Raw genomic sequence first — 17,380 nt, forward strand, 5'->3', positions numbered from 1 at the left:
CCGGTTGGTTAGTGACCAGGATGCACTGCATCGTTGAGATACATACAGGTCAATACTGTGAACACATATGCTTGCAAGAATGCAACCAAAAATTCAAGTGCTGTAATAGCGACATTCATTGCCAAAGGCAAGATAGCGCCGCCAAAACCAATTGGCCCCATTGCAGCTAAGCCAACGCAAAAACCTGCAAACACTTTCAAAGTAATATGGCCTGCCAACATATTGGCGAACAAACGAACTGAAAGGCTGATGGGACGTGATAAAAACGAAATAACTTCGATGATTGTTACAATTGGTACAATGACCGCTGGTACACCTTTAGGAACGAAAAGTTTGAAAAAGCCAACGCCATGCTTAAATACACCGTAAAATACAACGGTCAATATAACGAGCATCGCCAAACCAAAAGTGATCATAATTTGAGTTGTAACAGTGTAGAAGTAAGGGAAAAGACCAATGAAGTTGGCAACCAATACGAACATAAACAAGGAAAATACGAGCGGGAAAAACCGCATGCCTTGTGTTCCAGCAGATTCGCGCAAGGTATTTGCCACAAATTCGTAAGCCATTTCTGAAACCGATTGACCGCGTGTTGGCACAAGACCACGGCTTGATGAGGTCAAAAGCAAAAATGCTGCTGAGGCGACAATAGTTATAACCATAAAAAGGGATACATTGGTAAATGATAAATTCCAACTACCGATATTAATATGGATCAGATCTATTATTTGAAACTGATGAATAGGATCCAACGTTGCCTCCTTAATAAGCAGTCAAATCGGCCTTTTGGCCTAATTATCTTTATTGTTCTTCTGTTTGCCAATAGAGCTTTGCTCTATCATGCCTACAGAACGTAAAACATTCATAACGCCAGCGGCAAATCCAAGAAAGAGAAAAACAATTAATCCCCAAGGATTTGTACCAATTAATTGATCAAAGCCAAGACCCAAAACGACACCAACAACTATTGCTGCTAAAAATTCGCTTGAAAGCTTTATAGCATAGCTTGAGCTAGGCGGTGTTTTCTCTGGTTCAGGTTGTTTAAACGCTCCCTTTTTAATCAAAGCCTCTTCTAGGCGATGTTTGCGTTCGTCCAAATCCGTCATGTTTGAGTGTTGATGCTCACTAATGGTATCACTATGTGGCTTTTCAGGCTGATTCCCTTTGGCCATGAATGTCCCCTATCAATGAGTGGCAACGTACTAGCTTTAACCTTTTAGGTTGCGCGCAACATATTGTTACTGGAGCAATTCGTCAAGGCTTGAAAGTAGCTCTAACACAGAGAATAGCATAGTTTTTTAGCAGTAATTTGAGAAACAGCGGGAAAAAATTTTTGAATGCAGTAAATTGGCTTCATTATCTAGCCCAAAATATAGACATATAATTTTTTTGTTTTCTTTTTTGTGTGATTGTTTCTCATCTATGGATTGGGTGTTGGGAGGTAGAATAATATTAAAAATGATTCCTTGGCATCAAAAATCTTGAAGAAATGTGCAATACATACCTTTAATCAAATATTTTAAAATGTTTGATTAAAGGCATCTTGGTCACGTTCTGCGATGTTTGAGGGAAATCAACCCCATCCGCCATTTTTTGTTCGGTAAAATATGTGTAATCCAATTTTTTCCATTTTATACATAGAACTTGCCCAGTTTGGGCGTACGTAAACGGCGTGATAATGGGTCGAAGAGCCAACCTCAGGCAACCAGATTTGTCCTGCTGAAACGGCCTTAGCAATATCTTGTGCAATGCGCCAATGGCGCTTTTCTGTGACGAGATGCTTTTTCCCATCACATGCAAAAGAAAATTGGCATCGATTGCGCCAGTTAACATTTTGATAAACAACGCCGCAAACAGTATTTGGATAAGAGGGATTTCTAACCCGATTAAGGACAACTTGTGCGACCGCAGCTTGCCCTTTTAATGTCTCGCCTCGTGCTTCAAAATAAACAGCTTCAGCGAGGCATTTTTGTTCTTTGGCGGTAAATGAAGATGCAGGTAAAGGTGTGGCAGCCCACGCATGATCTTTAGGACCAATTGGTGGAATAAAACGTCCTGCAGTTTTCTCTGCATCAGTCAAGATGGAATCAAAAGGAGATTCTTTAGCTGTCCCAGCATTGGCTGGCGCGTAGCCAAGAGCAAGAATGTCAGGCTTATCGTTAGTAACCAATGAAGCTAGCATGTCAGGAACTGCGAGTTTGGGAAGTTCTTTGCGTTTAGGCACTGGAATTATCCCAAGTGCAATTTGGAATTGACCCTTAGCTTTCTCGGGCGGAACAAGACGAGCAATATGCTGTTGTTCTAGCTGAGAGATTGTTGGCAGCTTTATACTGCGATCCAATTGAGTGTCAGCTAAAACAAGACGTAAATCATTGCTTTTTCGCGGCATAAAAGCTTGTTTTGCGGCGCTATTAATTCGTTGATCGCTTGAAAGCTCCCCTGACTGCATGCTGTAGGGCTGAGCAAATGCAGTGTCGGTAAAAGTGGCTGATATTCGCACTTGTTCATTAAAGCGCTGCCGACTAGCCTTTAGTTCAGCGACATTATCTGATTGTAAGACGCGATCTGCTTTTTTATTTTTCGTAACGGTGGGGGAGCTGATAAAAAGCGTTGTATTAGCTGCAACAAACGGCGAAGTCATTTGTTTTTGCAGTGTGGACATTCCAATAATTGAAATGCCAGCGCCTAGGATTAGTGGAAAAAGGTAGCGAGTAGGTGAGCGCTTTTCAGGTAGCATCAAAGGTGCTTCATAATAGCGTCCCTCTGGCATATGATAACTTGCAGGTGCAGTGAGACGGTATTCAACGTGATTCTTAGGCAATTGATGGCCAAAAAAGTTTTGAAAAATACTCACCGCATAAACTCCAGCGCAATAGACAAAATAAGTTGGGGATAGAATCACAATGTTTCCACCCTTATGATTTGGGTAGAATGCAATAGTAAAATTTATTTAAGGTTAACAATGTGTGTTCGAGCGAACAAAAGGTTAATAACATTGGTTAACGGGTTCGTATATAATTAATTTCGAAAAAAATAAATTTTTTGTATGTGATTGTTAAAGTGCGGGGAATAGAGGGATTTCTTGAAAATTTAGCGAGTGTTTTTTTATTAGATTTTGCCGCATGACGTCTTAATTAAGTAAAAAGTTCAAAAGAATGCTGCGCCTTATTAAATTTAATTATTGATATCGTTTTTTTAGTTAAAAAAAATAATTATGGATATTAACTATAAATATTGAGGTCACATAGGAGATAAGTAATTTAATTTATCTAATTTCAATAAAATATTGAAAGTCGCCAATGCATTTTTTCGTAGGCTAACTGTTCGGCAAATCAAAAAAAGCGCCAATGCTTTTTCAGCAATGGCGCTTTTTATCTAGGCTATAGAAGTTTGCTTAATGCTTTTTCTTAGCGCGTCCTGCAAAAGGATTATCCGGCTTGCGCATTGATAACCTTATCGGAACGCCGGGCATCTTAAACGTTTCACGTAGGCTATTGATAAGATAGCGTAAATAGGATTGTGGCATTGCATCAGGACGCGAGCAAGATATAACAAAGCCTGGTGGTCTTGTCTTAATCTGCGTCATATATTTAATTTTTAACCGGCGGCCGGATACTGCAGGCGGTGGATGGTGGGTAATAATCCCACCAAGCCAACGATTAAGTTTTGCTGTAGAAATGCGCCGGTTCCATATACGGTGAACCATTTCAACATTTTCCATCAGCTTATCAATGCCTTGGCCGCGTTCACCCGAAATAGGAATAGCCCGTAAACCGCGAACTTGCGGCAGAAGCCTACTACATTTTTCTAGTAATTCGGTTAAGGTTTCCTGCCGGTTTTCGATTAAGTCCCATTTATTAAAAGCAATAATTGGTGCGCGACCTTCACGTATAATAAGGTCAACAATCTGTAAGTCCTGCTTTTCAAAAGGAATTGTTGCATCAAAAAGAACAATGACCACTTCGGCAAAGCGAACAGCTCTTAAAGTATCGGCAACCGAAAGCTTTTCCAACTTTTCTTGCACACGAGATTTACGCCGTAAACCTGCTGTGTCATGAAGTTTGATTTTTCGACCGCGCCATTCCCAATCCACTGAAATAGAATCGCGGGTGATGCCAGCTTCAGGCCCGGTCAACAAACGGTCTTCCTCAAGCATGGTATTAATCAATGTCGATTTGCCCGCATTTGGGCGGCCAACAATGGCGATACGCAACGGTTTTGTATCGTCATATTCTGGCTCTTCAGCATCTGGATCTTCAATGTCGTCACCAATGGAAGCAGATTCGATTTTGAGGCGTTCTTCTTCTTTTTCTTTTTCAAATGCCTTTTCTGAGCCAACCGCTTCAACTATGGCATCGCGCAAGTCCGACATGCCAAGACCATGCTCGGCAGAAATCGGGCAGGGTTCACCAAAGCCTAATTTCCAAGCATCATAAAAATTGCCATTTGCATCCTTTGCTTCGGATTTATTGGCAATAAGAATAATTGGCTTACCTGATTTGCGTACAAGCGACGCAAATGTTGTGTCGGCTGGCGTAAGGCCAGCTTTTGCATCTAATACAAAAAGAATAAGATCTGCTTCTTCAATAGCCGCGCGTGTTTGCGCCCGCATTCTGCCTTCAAGCGTGTCATTGGCAGCTTCTTCAAGGCCGGCGGTATCAATAATGTCAAAACGTAAATCTTGTAAACGCGCGGCGTGATGCCGGCGGTCACGAGTGACGCCTGGTGTATCATCTACAATTGCTAGCTTTTGACCAACAAGACGATTAAATAAAGTGGATTTCCCAACATTGGGTCTTCCAATAATAGCGATTGTAAGCGCCATAAATTAGCCTTTTGCACTTTCTGTGCGGCTATTGATCAAGCTCAACATAAGTTGAGCTCGGGCTGCTACGCCGCTGCCAGCACTCTCACTGTCATTAATAATTTGTTCAAAATAGTTTTTAGCTTCAGCTAAATTGCCAACTTTCCATGCCGAAAGTCCTAAAATTTCGCGCGCTGATAGCCGCATAGGATTATTATCAGATGCAAAAACAGTAACACGTTGGCTTAATTCATTAAAATCCGCTGTATCAACTAATATATAAGCTGCGCGAATACTAGCAATATCTTTTAATGCGCTTGGTGTATCACTATTTTGAGCGATTTTATCGAACATAGCAACAGCCGCTTGTTTGTTGCCTTGTTCCAAGGTTAGCCCCGCTTCACGCATTTGGGCAAGTGAAGGATAGCCGCCAAAATCAGAGGATTCAATCTGCTTTAATGCTGCAATTGCTTCATCAACTTTACCGCCTTTGACAAGGCTTTCGGCTGTTAACATAGCATCGCCGATAGTTCCGGCCTTTTTATTTTGCCAATAGCTATAACCTTGCCAAACAGCAGTGCCAAGCACAAGGGCGACAGCCGCGCCAATTATCATTGGACCAAATTTGCCCCATAAAGCACGTGCTTTTTCTTGACGAATTTCTTCGTTAACTTCGCGAATAAAGCTGTCGTCTTCTGCCATTACAAAACTCTCTATGGTAATTTATCTTATTAAAGATAGCTTTTAAGCATAAATGCGGCAATAGCAAAGCTATTTTTTGCAATTGAATTATTTTTCATCGAACTTTGCTCATTCCACCGCTTCATCAAAGCTTTTTTCTAAGGATAGCTTGTTAAAATTGCGATAAATTTGAAAAATGTTCTTTTCGAGCATTGGCTTTTGGTGATGAACTGGATTTTATAAGCATTATGCTAATTTTGCTTTTGCTTGATGTAACCTAAATATAAAAAACCATAAATCAGCCCAATAATTGCTGATAGTCCTGAACCCAATAAGACTCCAATTTTAGCGCTTGCTAATTGTTCAGGGTTGCTAAACGCTAACATGGCAACAAAAATAGCCATGGTAAAGCCGATGCCAGCCAGTAAACCAACTAATATCATGGCGCGCCAGTCAACTTGTGGGGGCAGGCGGCAAGCACCCAATTTAACTGCGATAAAACTGGTTAAAATAATGCCAAGCGGCTTGCCAATTATAAGGCCTGCCATGACTCCCATAGTTATCCCGAATGTGCCATTAGCGGAAAGATTGATATCGCCAAGGTAAATTCCTGCATTGGCAAGCGCAAAAACCGGCATAATGAAAAACGCAACCCAAGGATGAAGATGCTTTTCAACAATCGCAAGCGGATTTATCAAGGCTTTGTAGGGCTTATTGTCTTTACCAAGCTGTAAAGGTTGGTAAATAATTGGCGTTAAAAGACCAAGAATAACACCCGCGAGAGAGGGGTGTATACCGGTTTTCCAGAGGCCAAACCAAAGCACACTTGCTGGCAATGCGTAAGCAAAAGCTGATGAAATACCAAAGAAATGAAAAATATAGATAAGACCAATAGCTGCAACAGCAATTAGCAGTGCTGAAGCGTCAATGCCATTGGAATAGAAAACTGCAATAATAAGTACGGCGATAATATCATCAATAATCGCCAGTGAAAGCAGAACTACGCGAATATTGCTCGGCAAGGAACGCCCTAGGAGTGCTAGAATACCAACAGCAAAGGCGATATCTGTAGCGGTTGGAACTGCCCAACCGTGATGGCTAATTGGATCTGTGTTAAACAGCATATAGATGAGAGCTGGTACTAAAACGCCGCCAAGGGCTGCAATAATTGGTAGTGTTGCTTGTTTAATGCTTGAAAGTGCGCCATTATGGATTTCTTTTCTGATTTCAAGACCAGCAATAAGAAAGAAAAATGTCATCAAGACATCATTGACCCAAAAATGTAGATCCCAATTTAAAGAAAATTTGCCTAATGAAATACCAAGTTTTGTATGCCAAAAACCAACATAGGTTGTATAAAAAGATGAATTGGCCCAAAATAGCGCAATAGCTGCGGCAGCAATTAAAAGGACACCTGCAAAAGCTTCCAAGTGCATAAGCTTTTTTATTTGAATTAAAATGCAAAAATAAATTTTGGCAATGAAATGGGGTGTTGTCACAGATTTCAATGGTTGGTCTTGGTGGTCCATAAGTAAAGCTCCGCGCTCTCAGCGGCCCGACCAAGAACATTCCTGCCAATAGATTATTCTAATTGACACCCTTGCATTTATTATAAGATGTTTTTTCGTTTATTCAACCGTTTCTCATATGAGAAAGTAAATTGAATTCTATCATTTCAACCATGGGAAAGAACTTCTTCCCATGGCTAGTTTAAAGTCTAATGCGTTCGGCTAGGCTTTTGAGCTAGATTTGTTGCGCGACTTGTTGGTGATCTGTAGTGCGAGGAATAACGACAACTTTACTACCCACGGTAACGCGGTTGTAAAGATCGATGATATCTTGAAATAGAAAACGGATGCAGCCAGAAGATACGTTTTTACCAATACTCCATTCTTCCGTGGTTCCATGCAAACGGAACAAAGTATCACGACCATTACGGTAAAGATAAAGCGCCCGAGGGCCTAATGGATTTTGTGGGCCAGGTGCCATGCCGCCGCCAAGATGTCCATAACGCTCCGGCAATCTTCTCATCATGCTAGGAGTTGGTGTCCAAGATGGCCACATTGCTTTACGACCGATAATCGCATCGCCGCTAAAGTTTAGGGTATTATTTTCGGCAATGCCAACCCCATAACGGATAGCTTGATCGTCTTCCATGACAAAATAGCAAAAATAATTATTAAGATCGACCACTAAAGTGCCTGGCGTATATGAACTTGGATAAGCAACAATTTGGCGCCAATAGATTGGGTCTATTTTACTGATATCTGAAGCTTTGACAGGGTAAGGTTCACTGTCAATTGCACCATACATTTCAAGATAATAGGGATTAATTTTTTTTGCTGGCACTGGGGTTGCATCAGCAATGCGGCGTCCTGTTGCACTACATGCACCTAATGCAAGCGGTGCAGAAAGCATAAATATTCTTCGGCTCAATTTACCTGACATTACTTCGACCTTGATTCGGATAGAAATTGTTTTGCATAATTGTGAATTTGGCTAATTTAAGAATTTGTCATTAACTTGTTGGCGATTACCTTTATAGATAATTATGAAAAAAATTCTTAATCATTTGAGATAAACGTGTATGATCACAAAAAGTTTCACGTTATTATGCTTATTTATTGGTAATAGCTTGGTTATTATCAAAATATTGCTTGTGATTTATAACGCCTAAGTTATCAATTTTATTGGTTTTAAGAGAGGCAATTTTCAAATGAATTTGCGTATAGGACATTCGGCATGTCCTCATGATTGCCCCTCGACATGCGCCTTAGATATAGAATTATTGGCAGATAATCGTATTGGTCGGGTAAGAGGATCGAAAGATAACAGTTATACTGCCGGGGTAGTTTGTGCCAAGGTTGCCCGTTATGCTGAGCGTGTCCATCATAGCGAGCGCTTATTAACGCCTTTAAAACGTATCGGTAAAAAAGGTGCGGGGCAATGGCAAGCTATTGGGTGGGATGAAGCGCTAGATAGTATTGCAGAAAAACTAACTGAGCAAGTTGAACTTTTTGGGTCGCAAACGGTTTGGCCTTATTACTTTGCGGGCACAATGGGCTTGGTGCAGCGTGATTCGATTAATCGGTTGCGGTTTGCAGGAAATTTTTCCAAGCAGTTTTCTACTTTTTGTACCAATACTGCGGTGACCGGTTATTTTGCTGGGGCAGGGCGTATTGCAGGTGTTGATCCGCGTGAAATGGAAAAATCCGATTGTATTGTTATTTGGGGCACCAATGCTGCAGCTACGCAAGTTAATGTGATGACCCATGCAGTGCGCGCGCGTAAAGAGCGTGGAGCAAAGATTGTTGCGATTGATGTTTTTGAAACAGCAACGGTAAAACAAGCTGATATTGGACTCATCTTAAAGCCTGGAACCGATGCGGCACTTGCTTGTGCGGTGATGCATGTGCTTTTTCGTGATGGTTATGCAGATTACGCCTATATGAAAGCCTATACGGATGATCCTTTTGGACTTGCGGCTCACGTTGTTAATAAGGATCCATTATGGGCTGCCAAAATTACTGGTTTGAGGGTTGCGGAAATTGAAGAATTTGCCAAGCTGATTGGTGAGACCAAGCGCTGTTTCTTTCGCCTTGGTTTTGGCTTTACCCGTCAACGCAATGGCGCTGTTGCTATGCATGCGGCGCTCTCTATTCCTGCTGTACTTGGCTCTTGGCAATATGAAGGAGGAGGGGCATTTTTTTCAAACTCTGATATTTATGTATTAAATCGTGATGAGATTACTGGAAAAAAATTGGCGGACCCTACTATTCGCAGCCTCGATCAATCAAAAATCGGTCGCATCCTTTGTGGGGATAAAGATACGCTTTATGGTGGCCCTCCAGTCAACGTGCTCTTTATTCAAAATACCAATCCGGTTAATGTCGCTCCTGAACAACGCCTTATTCGGCAAGGTTTTATGCGAGATGATCTTTTTACTGTTGTGCATGAACAATTTATGACCGATACCGCAAAGCTTGCTGATATTGTTTTACCTGCAACTATGTTTGTCGAGCATGATGATATTTATTGTGGTGGTGGTCATCAACATATCATTCTTGGACCAAAATTGATTGAGCCACCTTTAGGGCCAAAACCTAATTTATTTGTCATTAACCAACTTGCACAGCGCCTTGGTTTTAAAGGGTTTGATTTTGACGAAAAAACATTGATTGATGATTTATTGGTTAAAAGTGGTTTTGGTGGTTTTGAGGAGTTGAAGGAAAAACGCTGGTATGATGTGCAGCCATCTTTTGATGAAGCGCATTTTATCAATGGCTTTGGTTGGGTTGATAAACGCTTTCACTTTAAAGTAAATTGGCTTGATGAGCATTTTCCTAACCGTCCGCCAGCTTCAATGGGGTATCAGGGAAATTGGCAAGAAATGCCGCAATTTCCAGATCAATGGGATAACCTTGAGCAAGCCAGTGAAGATTGCCCATTTCGGTTGGCAACATCGCCCGCGCATAATTTTTTAAATTCTACTTTTGCTGAAACGCCAACATCATTGCAAAAAGAGAGGCGGCCGGAACTCTATATTCATCCAGATGATGCCAAAGCGCTAGATATTGAAGATGGAGATATTGTTGCAATCGGTAATGCACGTGGGGACGTGAGGCTGCATGCTAAGATTTTTGCTGGGGTGCAACGCGGAGTGCTTATATCTCCTGGTATTTTTCCCAATAGTGCATTTATTGATGGCGAGGGCATAAATACTTTAACAGGCGCACAGTCACCTGCACCTAATGGTGGTTTAGCGGTTCATGATATTAGTGTGTGGGTTAAAAAATTAGCAAATTAAAATTTTTGGATTAATAGAATCTCAATCAACATAACGGCATTTATGCAGTTTTAATGAATCAGCATTGGGCTTGTGCCAAAGGAATATTAGATGGAAAATTGTAAAGCATTTATCACCGGCGTTGCAGGTCTGTCATTAAATGATCAAGAGCGTGCCTTTATTAAAGAGCATAAGCCATGGGGATTTATTCTATTTGCACGCAATATTGACAATAGCGATCAATTATCTGCACTTACTGATGATATAAGACTTACATCTAATAATGAAAATGCTTTGATTTTTATAGATCAAGAAGGCGGAAGAGTTCAGCGTCTACGTCCACCACTCGCCCCTAATTATCCAACGGCAGCAGCTCTTGGTGATATTTACAATAAAGATCAAGATCAGGGCTTACGCGCAGCTTGGCTAATGTCGCGGCTTCATGCTTTTGATTTAAAAAAATATGGGATTAATGCTGATTGTTTGCCGCTTTTAGATGTGCCGGTTGCTGGCAGTCATGATGTTATTGGTTCGCGTGCTTATGGCCATAAGCCTGAAATTGTCACTGCAATGGGTAAAGCTGCAGCGCAAGGGCTTATTGATGGTGGTATTTTACCGGTTATGAAGCATATACCTGGCCATGGTCGCGCCATGTGTGATACGCATTTGGCTTTAGCGCGGGTAGAAGCCGATATTGATGAATTAAACCAATCAGATTTTATTCCATTTAAGCAATTAGCGCATTTGCCGACGGCAATGACAGCCCATGTTGTCTATGAGGCAATTGATCAAGAACAATCTGCCACCCTATCATCAAAAGTTATTTCTGATATTATTCGCGGCGATATCGGCTTTGATGGCTTGTTAATGACCGACGATTTATCCATGAAAGCACTATCTGGAACGATAGGTGATTTAGCTCAGCAAGCATTTATAGCTGGGTGTGATGTGGCTCTGCATTGTAATGGTAATTTTAGAGAAATGTTGGAAGTTGCTGAAAATAGCCCATATTTACAGGGAAAAGCCGCGCGAAGAGCTGCTTTTGCCGAAAGCTTTGTTGTAAATACGATAGCAGCGGATGAAAAAGAGCTACGGCAAGAATTTACCAATTTTTTTCCAGAAACGCTAAATTTTTAATTATTTTATGTCGTTTAATCAATAGGCTATAAGGAATATTTGTTATTTGGCTTTAGCTGGAAAAACACCGCAATCTGATGCACCTCCCATGAGCGAATGGTGGGATGATGAAACGCGCGGTGTGAGTGAGCCGGAATTGGTGGTGGATGTCCAAGGCTTTGAGGGGCCAATGGATCTTCTCTTGCATCTTTCGCGCACGCAAAAAGTTGATTTAACCCGTATTTCAATTGTCGCGCTGGTTGATCAGTATTTACAGTTTATCAAACAAGCGCAACAGGTAAGATTGGAGTTGGCGGCTGATTATCTGGTTATGGCTGCTTGGCTTGCTTATTTAAAGTCACGGTTATTGGTTCCTAAAAAACAAGGGGAGCAAGAAGCAAGTGGTGAAGAAATGGCGGAAATGTTGCAATTTCGCTTGCGGCGTTTAGAAGCAATGCGCGATGCTGCTGGTAAATTGATTAATCGCAATCGTTTGGGGCGTGATGTTTTTAAACGTGGCGCGCCGGAAATGGTTGTGGTTGAGCGAAAAAATCGTTTCAATACGACACTGTATGAGTTGTTAACGGCCTATACCGGAATAAGGCAGCGACAAGCGGTCAGTCACGTTGAAGTTGGCAACCGTAAGGTTTGGCCACTTAAATATGCTCGGCAAATTTTAAGCCGTATGGTGGGTGATCTTTCACATGATTGGTTGGCGCTTGATCAATATTTGCTTCGTTTTATCAGTGATGACAAAGAGCGTAAGACAGCAATTGCCAGTGCTTTTGCAGCAAGTCTTGAAATGGTGCGTGAAGGGCAGGTAGAGCTGCGGCAAAGTGGGGCTTTTTTACCGCTTTATATGCGTGTTAAACAAGAGAGTAGAGATGAAGATAGGGAACAGCTTAGCAATGGTTGAAAAGCCCAAATTTGACAGTTCGCCTTTGCTGTTACGGATGGTGGAGGCAATTCTTTTTGCGTCATCCGAGCCCGTCTCGCGCAATGCTTTGGCGGAGCGATTACCAAAAAATAGCAATATTGATTCTATAATTAACGAGCTAACTGAAATCTATAGTGGTCGCGGTGTTAATTTGTGCCTTGTTGGTAATGCATTTGCTTTTCGTACTGCTCCTGATTTAAGCTTTTTGTTATCTAAGGAAGAACAAACAGCGCGAAAGCTGTCACGTGCAGCCCTAGAAGTGTTGGCAATTATCGCTTATCATCAGCCGGTAACGCGTGCGGAACTTGAGGATATACGCGGCGTTGAAACCTCAAAAGGAACACTTGATGTTTTGATGGAGACCGGTTGGATAAAAATTCGTGGTCGAAGACGAACACCCGGTAGACCCGTCACTTATGGTACAACCCAAGATTTTCTTGATCACTTCACCTTGCCCGATATTGGCGATTTGCCGGGTATGGAGGAGTTAAAAGGGGCGGGGCTATTATCCTCGCGTTTGCCTGAAAACTTCACGATACCGATTCCATCCGTTCATGAAGATGAATTGAGTCTTGAAGAGGACCCTTACGAGGATATTGACTTGGAGCAGCTTGGGCTTTTACCGCCTAAAGATATGGAATAAGCTTTTTAGATCAATTACTATTGATATAGGCTAATAAAATTAACAAATTTGAATAGTAGCGTTTGAAACTTGGATAAAAAGCTTCTAAAGTGTTAAAGTTGAATTGTTGAAATAAGGAAATTGACGCAAATGGGTTTCGGTTCTATTTGGCATTGGATTGTTGTTTTAGTAATTGTGCTGTTATTGTTTGGCAGTGCTAAAATTCCTAATTTGATGGGTGATGTGGCAAAAGGTATTAAAAATTTCAAGTCCGGTATGAAGGATGATGAAGATGAGAAGCAAGCTGCTACAAAAACGATTGATGCTAAAACTGGTGAGACGGTAGACACCAATAAATCTTCGGTTGATGATAAAGTATCATAATATTAAAAATTTGCAGCTTTTGGGCTTGTGATTCATGCTGCATATAATGTTGCTCTGTTGGAATATTTGGTCATCTTTACTATTTAGTTGTATTCACTAATATAAGTAATTTTATTAAGTGGTTATAGCTGAATAATATTTTATTGCTGCATGAGGGTTGTTGATGTTTGGAATTGGTTGGTCTGAATTTTTAGTTATTGCTATTGTGGCAATAATTGTAATTGGACCAAAAGATTTGCCAAAGGTGATGCGTTCCTTTGGGAAAGCAACTGCAAAAATGCGTAGTACTGCAGCAGAGTTTCGTCAACAATTTGATGATGCAATGAAAGAGGCAGAGCTTGATGATGTAAAATCAGCGCTTGATGAGGTTCGTAATCTTGATCCAAGACGTAGTCTTACGCAGGTATTTGATCCATTTCGTGATGCTGCCAAAGATGTGAAACAATCACTAAGCCAAACGAGTGATGCATTAAAAGGTATTGCGTCTCCCTCCCTTGAAGATCAAGCAATTTTGGATAGTCGCAATTTATTGCCACCGGCAAATTACCAAGGTGACGATAATTATCTGATGAGCGATAAGCCACAAAGTGTAAATCAGCAAGATCATTACGTATTTGATGCTTCATCGCGACGTAAAGGCAAGGTTGTAAAACATCATGCGAGCTTTGAAATGAAGCGTCCGGTGCGTAAGCATCGTTTGAAGCACAATAGCGGGCGTTTTTCACGCAATAGTCATGGAAAAAAAGCCGCCTATTATGTCGAGCGATCCGTAAAGTCGGTGCCATTGGGTCAGATAATCAATAATAAGAATGGGGCGCAAAGTTCCGATGAGTGAGAGTAAAAAAATAGCAGCAGATAAAACAGAAGATATGGATGATAGTGCTGCACCCTTAATGGATCACTTGAATGAGCTGCGCTCAAGATTGATTTGGTGCATTGCAGCTTTCATGGTTGCTTTTGTTTTATGCTTTGCTTTTGCTGTCGATATTTTTAATTTTATTGTCCGCCCGATGCAATGGGCGATGGTTTGGCATGGTGATGACCCTGCTAACTTGACCTTGATATATACTGATTTATTTGAATTTGTTTTTGCAAAGATTAAAATTGCCGCTTTTGGTGGTGTGGTTATTGCCTTTCCTGTCATTGCTATACAGCTTTATCGTTTTATTGCGCCTGGTCTTTATAAAAATGAGCGCAATGCATTTTTACCATTTTTAATAGCTGGTCCCTTATTGTTTTTGGTCGGCGCAGCGGTCGCTTATTATCTTGCAACGCCGATGGTAAGTTGGCTTGCACTGTCTATGCAGCAAGTAGCGCCGGCGGGCGGTGATTTGCATGGTGCCGCTAAGATTGTTTTGTTGAACAAGGTATCAGAATATTTGAGACGGGTGATTTCTTTTGTGTTGGTTTTTGGTTTAATATTCCAAATGCCAATTGTCACAAGTCTACTGGTGAAAGTTGGTATATTATCAGCGCAAGGGCTTGCCAGTAAGCGCCGTTATGCAATCGTTGCTATGTTCGTTGTTGCGGCTATTGTCGCTCCGCCCGATGTATTGAGTCATATTACACTTGCACTTCCAATGGTGCTCCTTTACGAAATATCGATTATTATTGCACGCATGATTGAACGAGGACGAAAAGCAGACAACGATAGTAGTGCTTAATTGAATATTTGCTCTATCAACTAAGACCTGATGTTTCTCTTCAAATAAATAGCTTTATTATATGGTGAAAATTTATGCTTGATATTAAATGGATCAGAGAAAATCCGCAAAGCCTCGATGAGGCACTTCTAAAACGCGGCGCACCTGCGCAATCTGCAGAAATTATAGCTCTTGATGCCCAGCGTCGTGCCCATGTCTTTAACTTGCAAGAAATGCAAGAGCGCCGCAATGCTGCATCAAAAGAAATTGGTCAAGCTATGGCTAGTGGCGATAAAGAACGTGCAGAAAAGCTAAAGGAAGAAGTTTCAGCTTTAAAGTCGGCCTTTAGTGAAGCAGAACAAGAAGAGCGCCGTTTAAATCAGGCGCTTGAAGATGTTTTATCTCGTACACCTAATATCCCGCTTGATGATGTGCCAGTTGGTCCTGATGAAAGTGCCAATGTTGAAGTGCGTAAATATGGCACGCCGCGCGAATTTTCTTTTGCACCAAAAGAGCATTTTGATATTGGTGAAGCATTAGGCGGTATGGATTTTGAACGGGCAGGGCGCATGTCTGGTGCGCGTTTTACCATCTTGTCTGGTATGTTGGCGCGTCTTGAGCGTGCGCTTGGCCAATTCATGCTTGATATTCATACCAATGAGCATGGCTACCGTGAAGTGTCAGCACCTATTCTTGTTCGTGATGATGCGCTTTATGGTACGTCGCAATTACCAAAATTTTCGGAAGATCTTTTTCAAACTACTGATGGTCGCTGGCTTATTCCTACAGCGGAAGTGCCGCTTACTAATTTGGTGCGTGAAGAGATTTTGGATGAAAGCATATTACCTTTACGATTTACCGCGTTAACACCTTGTTTCCGCTCAGAAGCGGGTTCTGCTGGTCGTGATACCCGCGGTATGCTGCGTCAGCACCAGTTCTGGAAAGTTGAAATGGTGGCAGTAACTGATCGTGATTCTTCATTGCTTGAATTAGAGCGTATGACGGAATGTGCAGAAGAAGTGCTAAAGCGTTTAGATCTTCCATTCCGCACGGTTGTGTTATGTACGGGCGATATGGGTTTTGGTTCTAAAAAGACCTACGATATTGAGGTTTGGTTGCCTGGTCAAAATGCTTATCGTGAGATTTCTAGTTGCTCGGTTTGTGGTGACTTTCAAGCGCGTCGTATGAATAGCCGTTATAGGGTAGAAGGTGAAAAGACCTTACAATTTGTCCACACGTTAAATGGTTCGGGAACGGCTGTGGGACGTTGCCTTATTGCCGTACTTGAAAATTATCAGCAAGAAGATGGTAGCGTCATTATTCCTGATGCACTTATTCCTTATATGGGCGGTGTCACGCGTATTGCTGCTCTTTAATATCATCATGCTGTCATAAGTTGGCAGCATGTTTAATAAAACATTATGCTGCTAAATAGCTTGTCTATTTTAAAAATGAAGCCAACACAATTGTAATATGTCAGTTTATTCAATCTGTTGGCTTTATTCTAAACTTGCATGACCATTATAATTCTATTCAACTTAGATTTTTAAGAAATTCAAGGAGTTTCACATGCGGATTTTAATTACCAATGATGATGGTATCCATGCCGAAGGTTTAACCGTCCTTGAGGATATTGCGAGATCTTTAAGTGATGATGTGTGGGTTGTTGCTCCTGAAAAAGACCAAAGTGGTTTATCTCATTCCTTAACCCTTTCCGATCCCTTGCGCATGAGACAGATTGACGATCGTCATTTTTCTGTCCGTGGAACGCCAACCGATTGTGTCATTATGGCTATCAAGCATATTATGCCACAAGCCCCTGATATTGTTTTGTCTGGAGTGAATTCAGGCGGTAATCTTGCTGATGATGTTACTTATTCTGGTACTATTGCAGCTGCTATGGAAGGGACTTTATTGGGCGTGCGCTCCTTTGCTCTTTCGCAAGAATATGTAAGTGAGAATAATAATCGGATTATTCCATGGGATACAGCAAGGCAGCATGCGCCTGCTATTTTACAAAAATTGATTTCATTACCCTATAAGCAGGGTGTGTTGACTAATCTTAATTTTCCAGCTTGCGGGTCTAATGAAGTTACGGGTGTTGAAGTTACCCATCAAGGGCATATTGCTCATGATATTTATATTGATGAGCGCCATGATGGGCGTGGTTTTCCATATTTTTGGTTAAAGTTTTCGCGCAATAGAAATTTATGTGCAATTGGTAGCGATGCTTACGCGGTGGATAAGAGAAAGATTTCTATTACGCCTTTGCATCTTGATCTTACGGCGCAAGATGAAATCGCCGGTTTACAGAAAGCATTTTCTTAATCTTTCTTTATCGTTAAATGCATTTTATAAGTTCGAGCCAAAAGCACCATTGATGCTTTTGGTTGTTGAAGTTGAAGAG

At 41.4% G+C, this 17,380-nt stretch carries 16 protein-coding genes; 9 read left to right on the forward strand and 7 right to left on the reverse strand.

Annotated elements, in window-relative coordinates; translation table 11 throughout:
* Nucleotides 1–8: 8 nt before the first annotated feature.
* The 7 genes from N6B01_RS04890 to N6B01_RS04920 form a co-directional block, all read right to left on the reverse strand.
* Nucleotides 9–767, reverse strand: a complete 759-nt coding sequence (locus tag N6B01_RS04890) for a F0F1 ATP synthase subunit A (protein ID WP_182419654.1) — start codon at nucleotides 765–767, stop codon at nucleotides 9–11.
* Between the two features lie 24 nt (nucleotides 768–791).
* Nucleotides 792–1,172, reverse strand: a complete 381-nt coding sequence (locus N6B01_RS04895; protein WP_262080184.1) for an AtpZ/AtpI family protein — start codon at nucleotides 1,170–1,172, stop codon at nucleotides 792–794.
* A gap of 401 nt (nucleotides 1,173–1,573) precedes the next feature.
* On the reverse strand, nucleotides 1,574–2,854 hold the full coding sequence (locus N6B01_RS15220) for a cell wall hydrolase (RefSeq protein ID WP_410007234.1): 1,281 nt from the start codon (nucleotides 2,852–2,854) through the stop codon (nucleotides 1,574–1,576).
* 540 nt (nucleotides 2,855–3,394) lie between these two features.
* Nucleotides 3,395–4,825: a ribosome biogenesis GTPase Der gene (gene der, locus N6B01_RS04905; protein WP_262080185.1), complete on the reverse strand. Its 1,431-nt coding sequence runs from the start codon at nucleotides 4,823–4,825 to the stop codon at nucleotides 3,395–3,397.
* 3 nt (nucleotides 4,826–4,828) lie between these two features.
* The gene (locus tag N6B01_RS04910) at nucleotides 4,829–5,506 is read right to left on the reverse strand and encodes a tetratricopeptide repeat protein (protein ID WP_262080187.1); all 678 of its coding nucleotides are present in this window, start codon (nucleotides 5,504–5,506) and stop codon (nucleotides 4,829–4,831) included.
* A gap of 230 nt (nucleotides 5,507–5,736) precedes the next feature.
* Nucleotides 5,737–7,014 carry a Na+/H+ antiporter NhaA gene (nhaA, locus tag N6B01_RS04915; RefSeq protein ID WP_262080188.1) on the reverse strand — a complete coding sequence of 426 codons (1,278 nt, stop codon included), beginning with the start codon at nucleotides 7,012–7,014 and terminating at the stop codon, nucleotides 5,737–5,739.
* Between the two features lie 214 nt (nucleotides 7,015–7,228).
* Nucleotides 7,229–7,933 carry a L,D-transpeptidase gene (locus N6B01_RS04920; protein WP_182419187.1) on the reverse strand — a complete coding sequence of 235 codons (705 nt, stop codon included), beginning with the start codon at nucleotides 7,931–7,933 and terminating at the stop codon, nucleotides 7,229–7,231.
* A 268-nt stretch (nucleotides 7,934–8,201) separates the two neighbouring features.
* Here N6B01_RS04920 and N6B01_RS04925 point away from each other — a divergent pair, with 268 nt between their 5' ends.
* The 9 genes from N6B01_RS04925 to surE all read left to right on the forward strand — a co-directional run bounded on the left by N6B01_RS04925 (nucleotide 8,202) and on the right by surE (nucleotide 17,301).
* Nucleotides 8,202–10,292, forward strand: a complete 2,091-nt coding sequence (locus N6B01_RS04925; protein ID WP_262080189.1) for a molybdopterin oxidoreductase family protein — start codon at nucleotides 8,202–8,204, stop codon at nucleotides 10,290–10,292.
* 90 nt (nucleotides 10,293–10,382) lie between these two features.
* Nucleotides 10,383–11,408 (forward strand): beta-N-acetylhexosaminidase, encoded by a 1,026-nt coding sequence (gene nagZ, locus N6B01_RS04930; RefSeq protein ID WP_262080190.1) that lies wholly within the window; start codon nucleotides 10,383–10,385, stop codon nucleotides 11,406–11,408.
* 88 nt (nucleotides 11,409–11,496) lie between these two features.
* On the forward strand, nucleotides 11,497–12,303 hold the full coding sequence (locus N6B01_RS04935) for a segregation and condensation protein A (protein WP_262080581.1): 807 nt from the start codon (nucleotides 11,497–11,499) through the stop codon (nucleotides 12,301–12,303).
* The gene (gene scpB / locus N6B01_RS04940; RefSeq protein WP_262080191.1) at nucleotides 12,296–12,967 is read left to right on the forward strand and encodes an SMC-Scp complex subunit ScpB; all 672 of its coding nucleotides are present in this window, start codon (nucleotides 12,296–12,298) and stop codon (nucleotides 12,965–12,967) included. The genes N6B01_RS04935 and scpB overlap by 8 nt, the downstream gene beginning before the upstream one ends.
* A gap of 129 nt (nucleotides 12,968–13,096) precedes the next feature.
* Nucleotides 13,097–13,330 carry a twin-arginine translocase TatA/TatE family subunit gene (locus N6B01_RS04945; protein ID WP_182419191.1) on the forward strand — a complete coding sequence of 78 codons (234 nt, stop codon included), beginning with the start codon at nucleotides 13,097–13,099 and terminating at the stop codon, nucleotides 13,328–13,330.
* Nucleotides 13,331–13,493: 163 nt separating this feature from the next.
* A complete protein-coding gene (gene tatB / locus N6B01_RS04950; RefSeq protein ID WP_262080192.1) occupies nucleotides 13,494–14,165 on the forward strand; it encodes a Sec-independent protein translocase protein TatB in 672 nt (223 codons plus the stop codon).
* Nucleotides 14,158–14,994 (forward strand): twin-arginine translocase subunit TatC, encoded by an 837-nt coding sequence (gene tatC, locus N6B01_RS04955; protein WP_182419193.1) that lies wholly within the window; start codon nucleotides 14,158–14,160, stop codon nucleotides 14,992–14,994. The genes tatB and tatC overlap by 8 nt, the downstream gene beginning before the upstream one ends.
* 74 nt (nucleotides 14,995–15,068) lie before the next feature.
* A complete protein-coding gene (serS, locus tag N6B01_RS04960) occupies nucleotides 15,069–16,349 on the forward strand; it encodes a serine--tRNA ligase (protein ID WP_262080193.1) in 1,281 nt (426 codons plus the stop codon).
* Between the two features lie 193 nt (nucleotides 16,350–16,542).
* Nucleotides 16,543–17,301, forward strand: a complete 759-nt coding sequence (surE, locus tag N6B01_RS04965; RefSeq protein ID WP_262080194.1) for a 5'/3'-nucleotidase SurE — start codon at nucleotides 16,543–16,545, stop codon at nucleotides 17,299–17,301.
* The last annotated feature ends 79 nt before the right edge of the window (nucleotides 17,302–17,380 follow it).

It is taken from the genome of Bartonella sp. HY406 (assembly GCF_025449315.1).
Taxonomy (GTDB): Bacteria; Pseudomonadota; Alphaproteobacteria; order Rhizobiales; family Rhizobiaceae; genus HY038.

Excerpts from the sequence above, each read along its gene's own strand:
- N6B01_RS04895 (WP_262080184.1), bottom strand. The coding sequence starts at position 1,172 with ATGGCCAAAGGGAATCAGCCTGAAAAGCCACATAGTGATACCATTAGT.
- der (WP_262080185.1), bottom strand. The coding sequence starts at position 4,825 with ATGGCGCTTACAATCGCTATTATTGGAAGACCCAATGTTGGGAAATCC.
- N6B01_RS04910 (WP_262080187.1), bottom strand. The coding sequence starts at position 5,506 with ATGGCAGAAGACGACAGCTTTATTCGCGAAGTTAACGAAGAAATTCGT.
- nhaA (WP_262080188.1), bottom strand. The coding sequence starts at position 7,014 with ATGGACCACCAAGACCAACCATTGAAATCTGTGACAACACCCCATTTC.
- N6B01_RS04920 (WP_182419187.1), bottom strand. The coding sequence starts at position 7,933 with ATGTCAGGTAAATTGAGCCGAAGAATATTTATGCTTTCTGCACCGCTT.
- N6B01_RS04925 (WP_262080189.1), top strand. The coding sequence starts at position 8,202 with ATGAATTTGCGTATAGGACATTCGGCATGTCCTCATGATTGCCCCTCG.
- nagZ (WP_262080190.1), top strand. The coding sequence starts at position 10,383 with ATGGAAAATTGTAAAGCATTTATCACCGGCGTTGCAGGTCTGTCATTA.
- N6B01_RS04935 (WP_262080581.1), top strand. The coding sequence starts at position 11,497 with ATGAGCGAATGGTGGGATGATGAAACGCGCGGTGTGAGTGAGCCGGAA.
- scpB (WP_262080191.1), top strand. The coding sequence starts at position 12,296 with ATGGTTGAAAAGCCCAAATTTGACAGTTCGCCTTTGCTGTTACGGATG.
- N6B01_RS04945 (WP_182419191.1), top strand. The coding sequence starts at position 13,097 with ATGGGTTTCGGTTCTATTTGGCATTGGATTGTTGTTTTAGTAATTGTG.
- tatB (WP_262080192.1), top strand. The coding sequence starts at position 13,494 with ATGTTTGGAATTGGTTGGTCTGAATTTTTAGTTATTGCTATTGTGGCA.
- tatC (WP_182419193.1), top strand. The coding sequence starts at position 14,158 with ATGAGTGAGAGTAAAAAAATAGCAGCAGATAAAACAGAAGATATGGAT.
- serS (WP_262080193.1), top strand. The coding sequence starts at position 15,069 with ATGCTTGATATTAAATGGATCAGAGAAAATCCGCAAAGCCTCGATGAG.
- surE (WP_262080194.1), top strand. The coding sequence starts at position 16,543 with ATGCGGATTTTAATTACCAATGATGATGGTATCCATGCCGAAGGTTTA.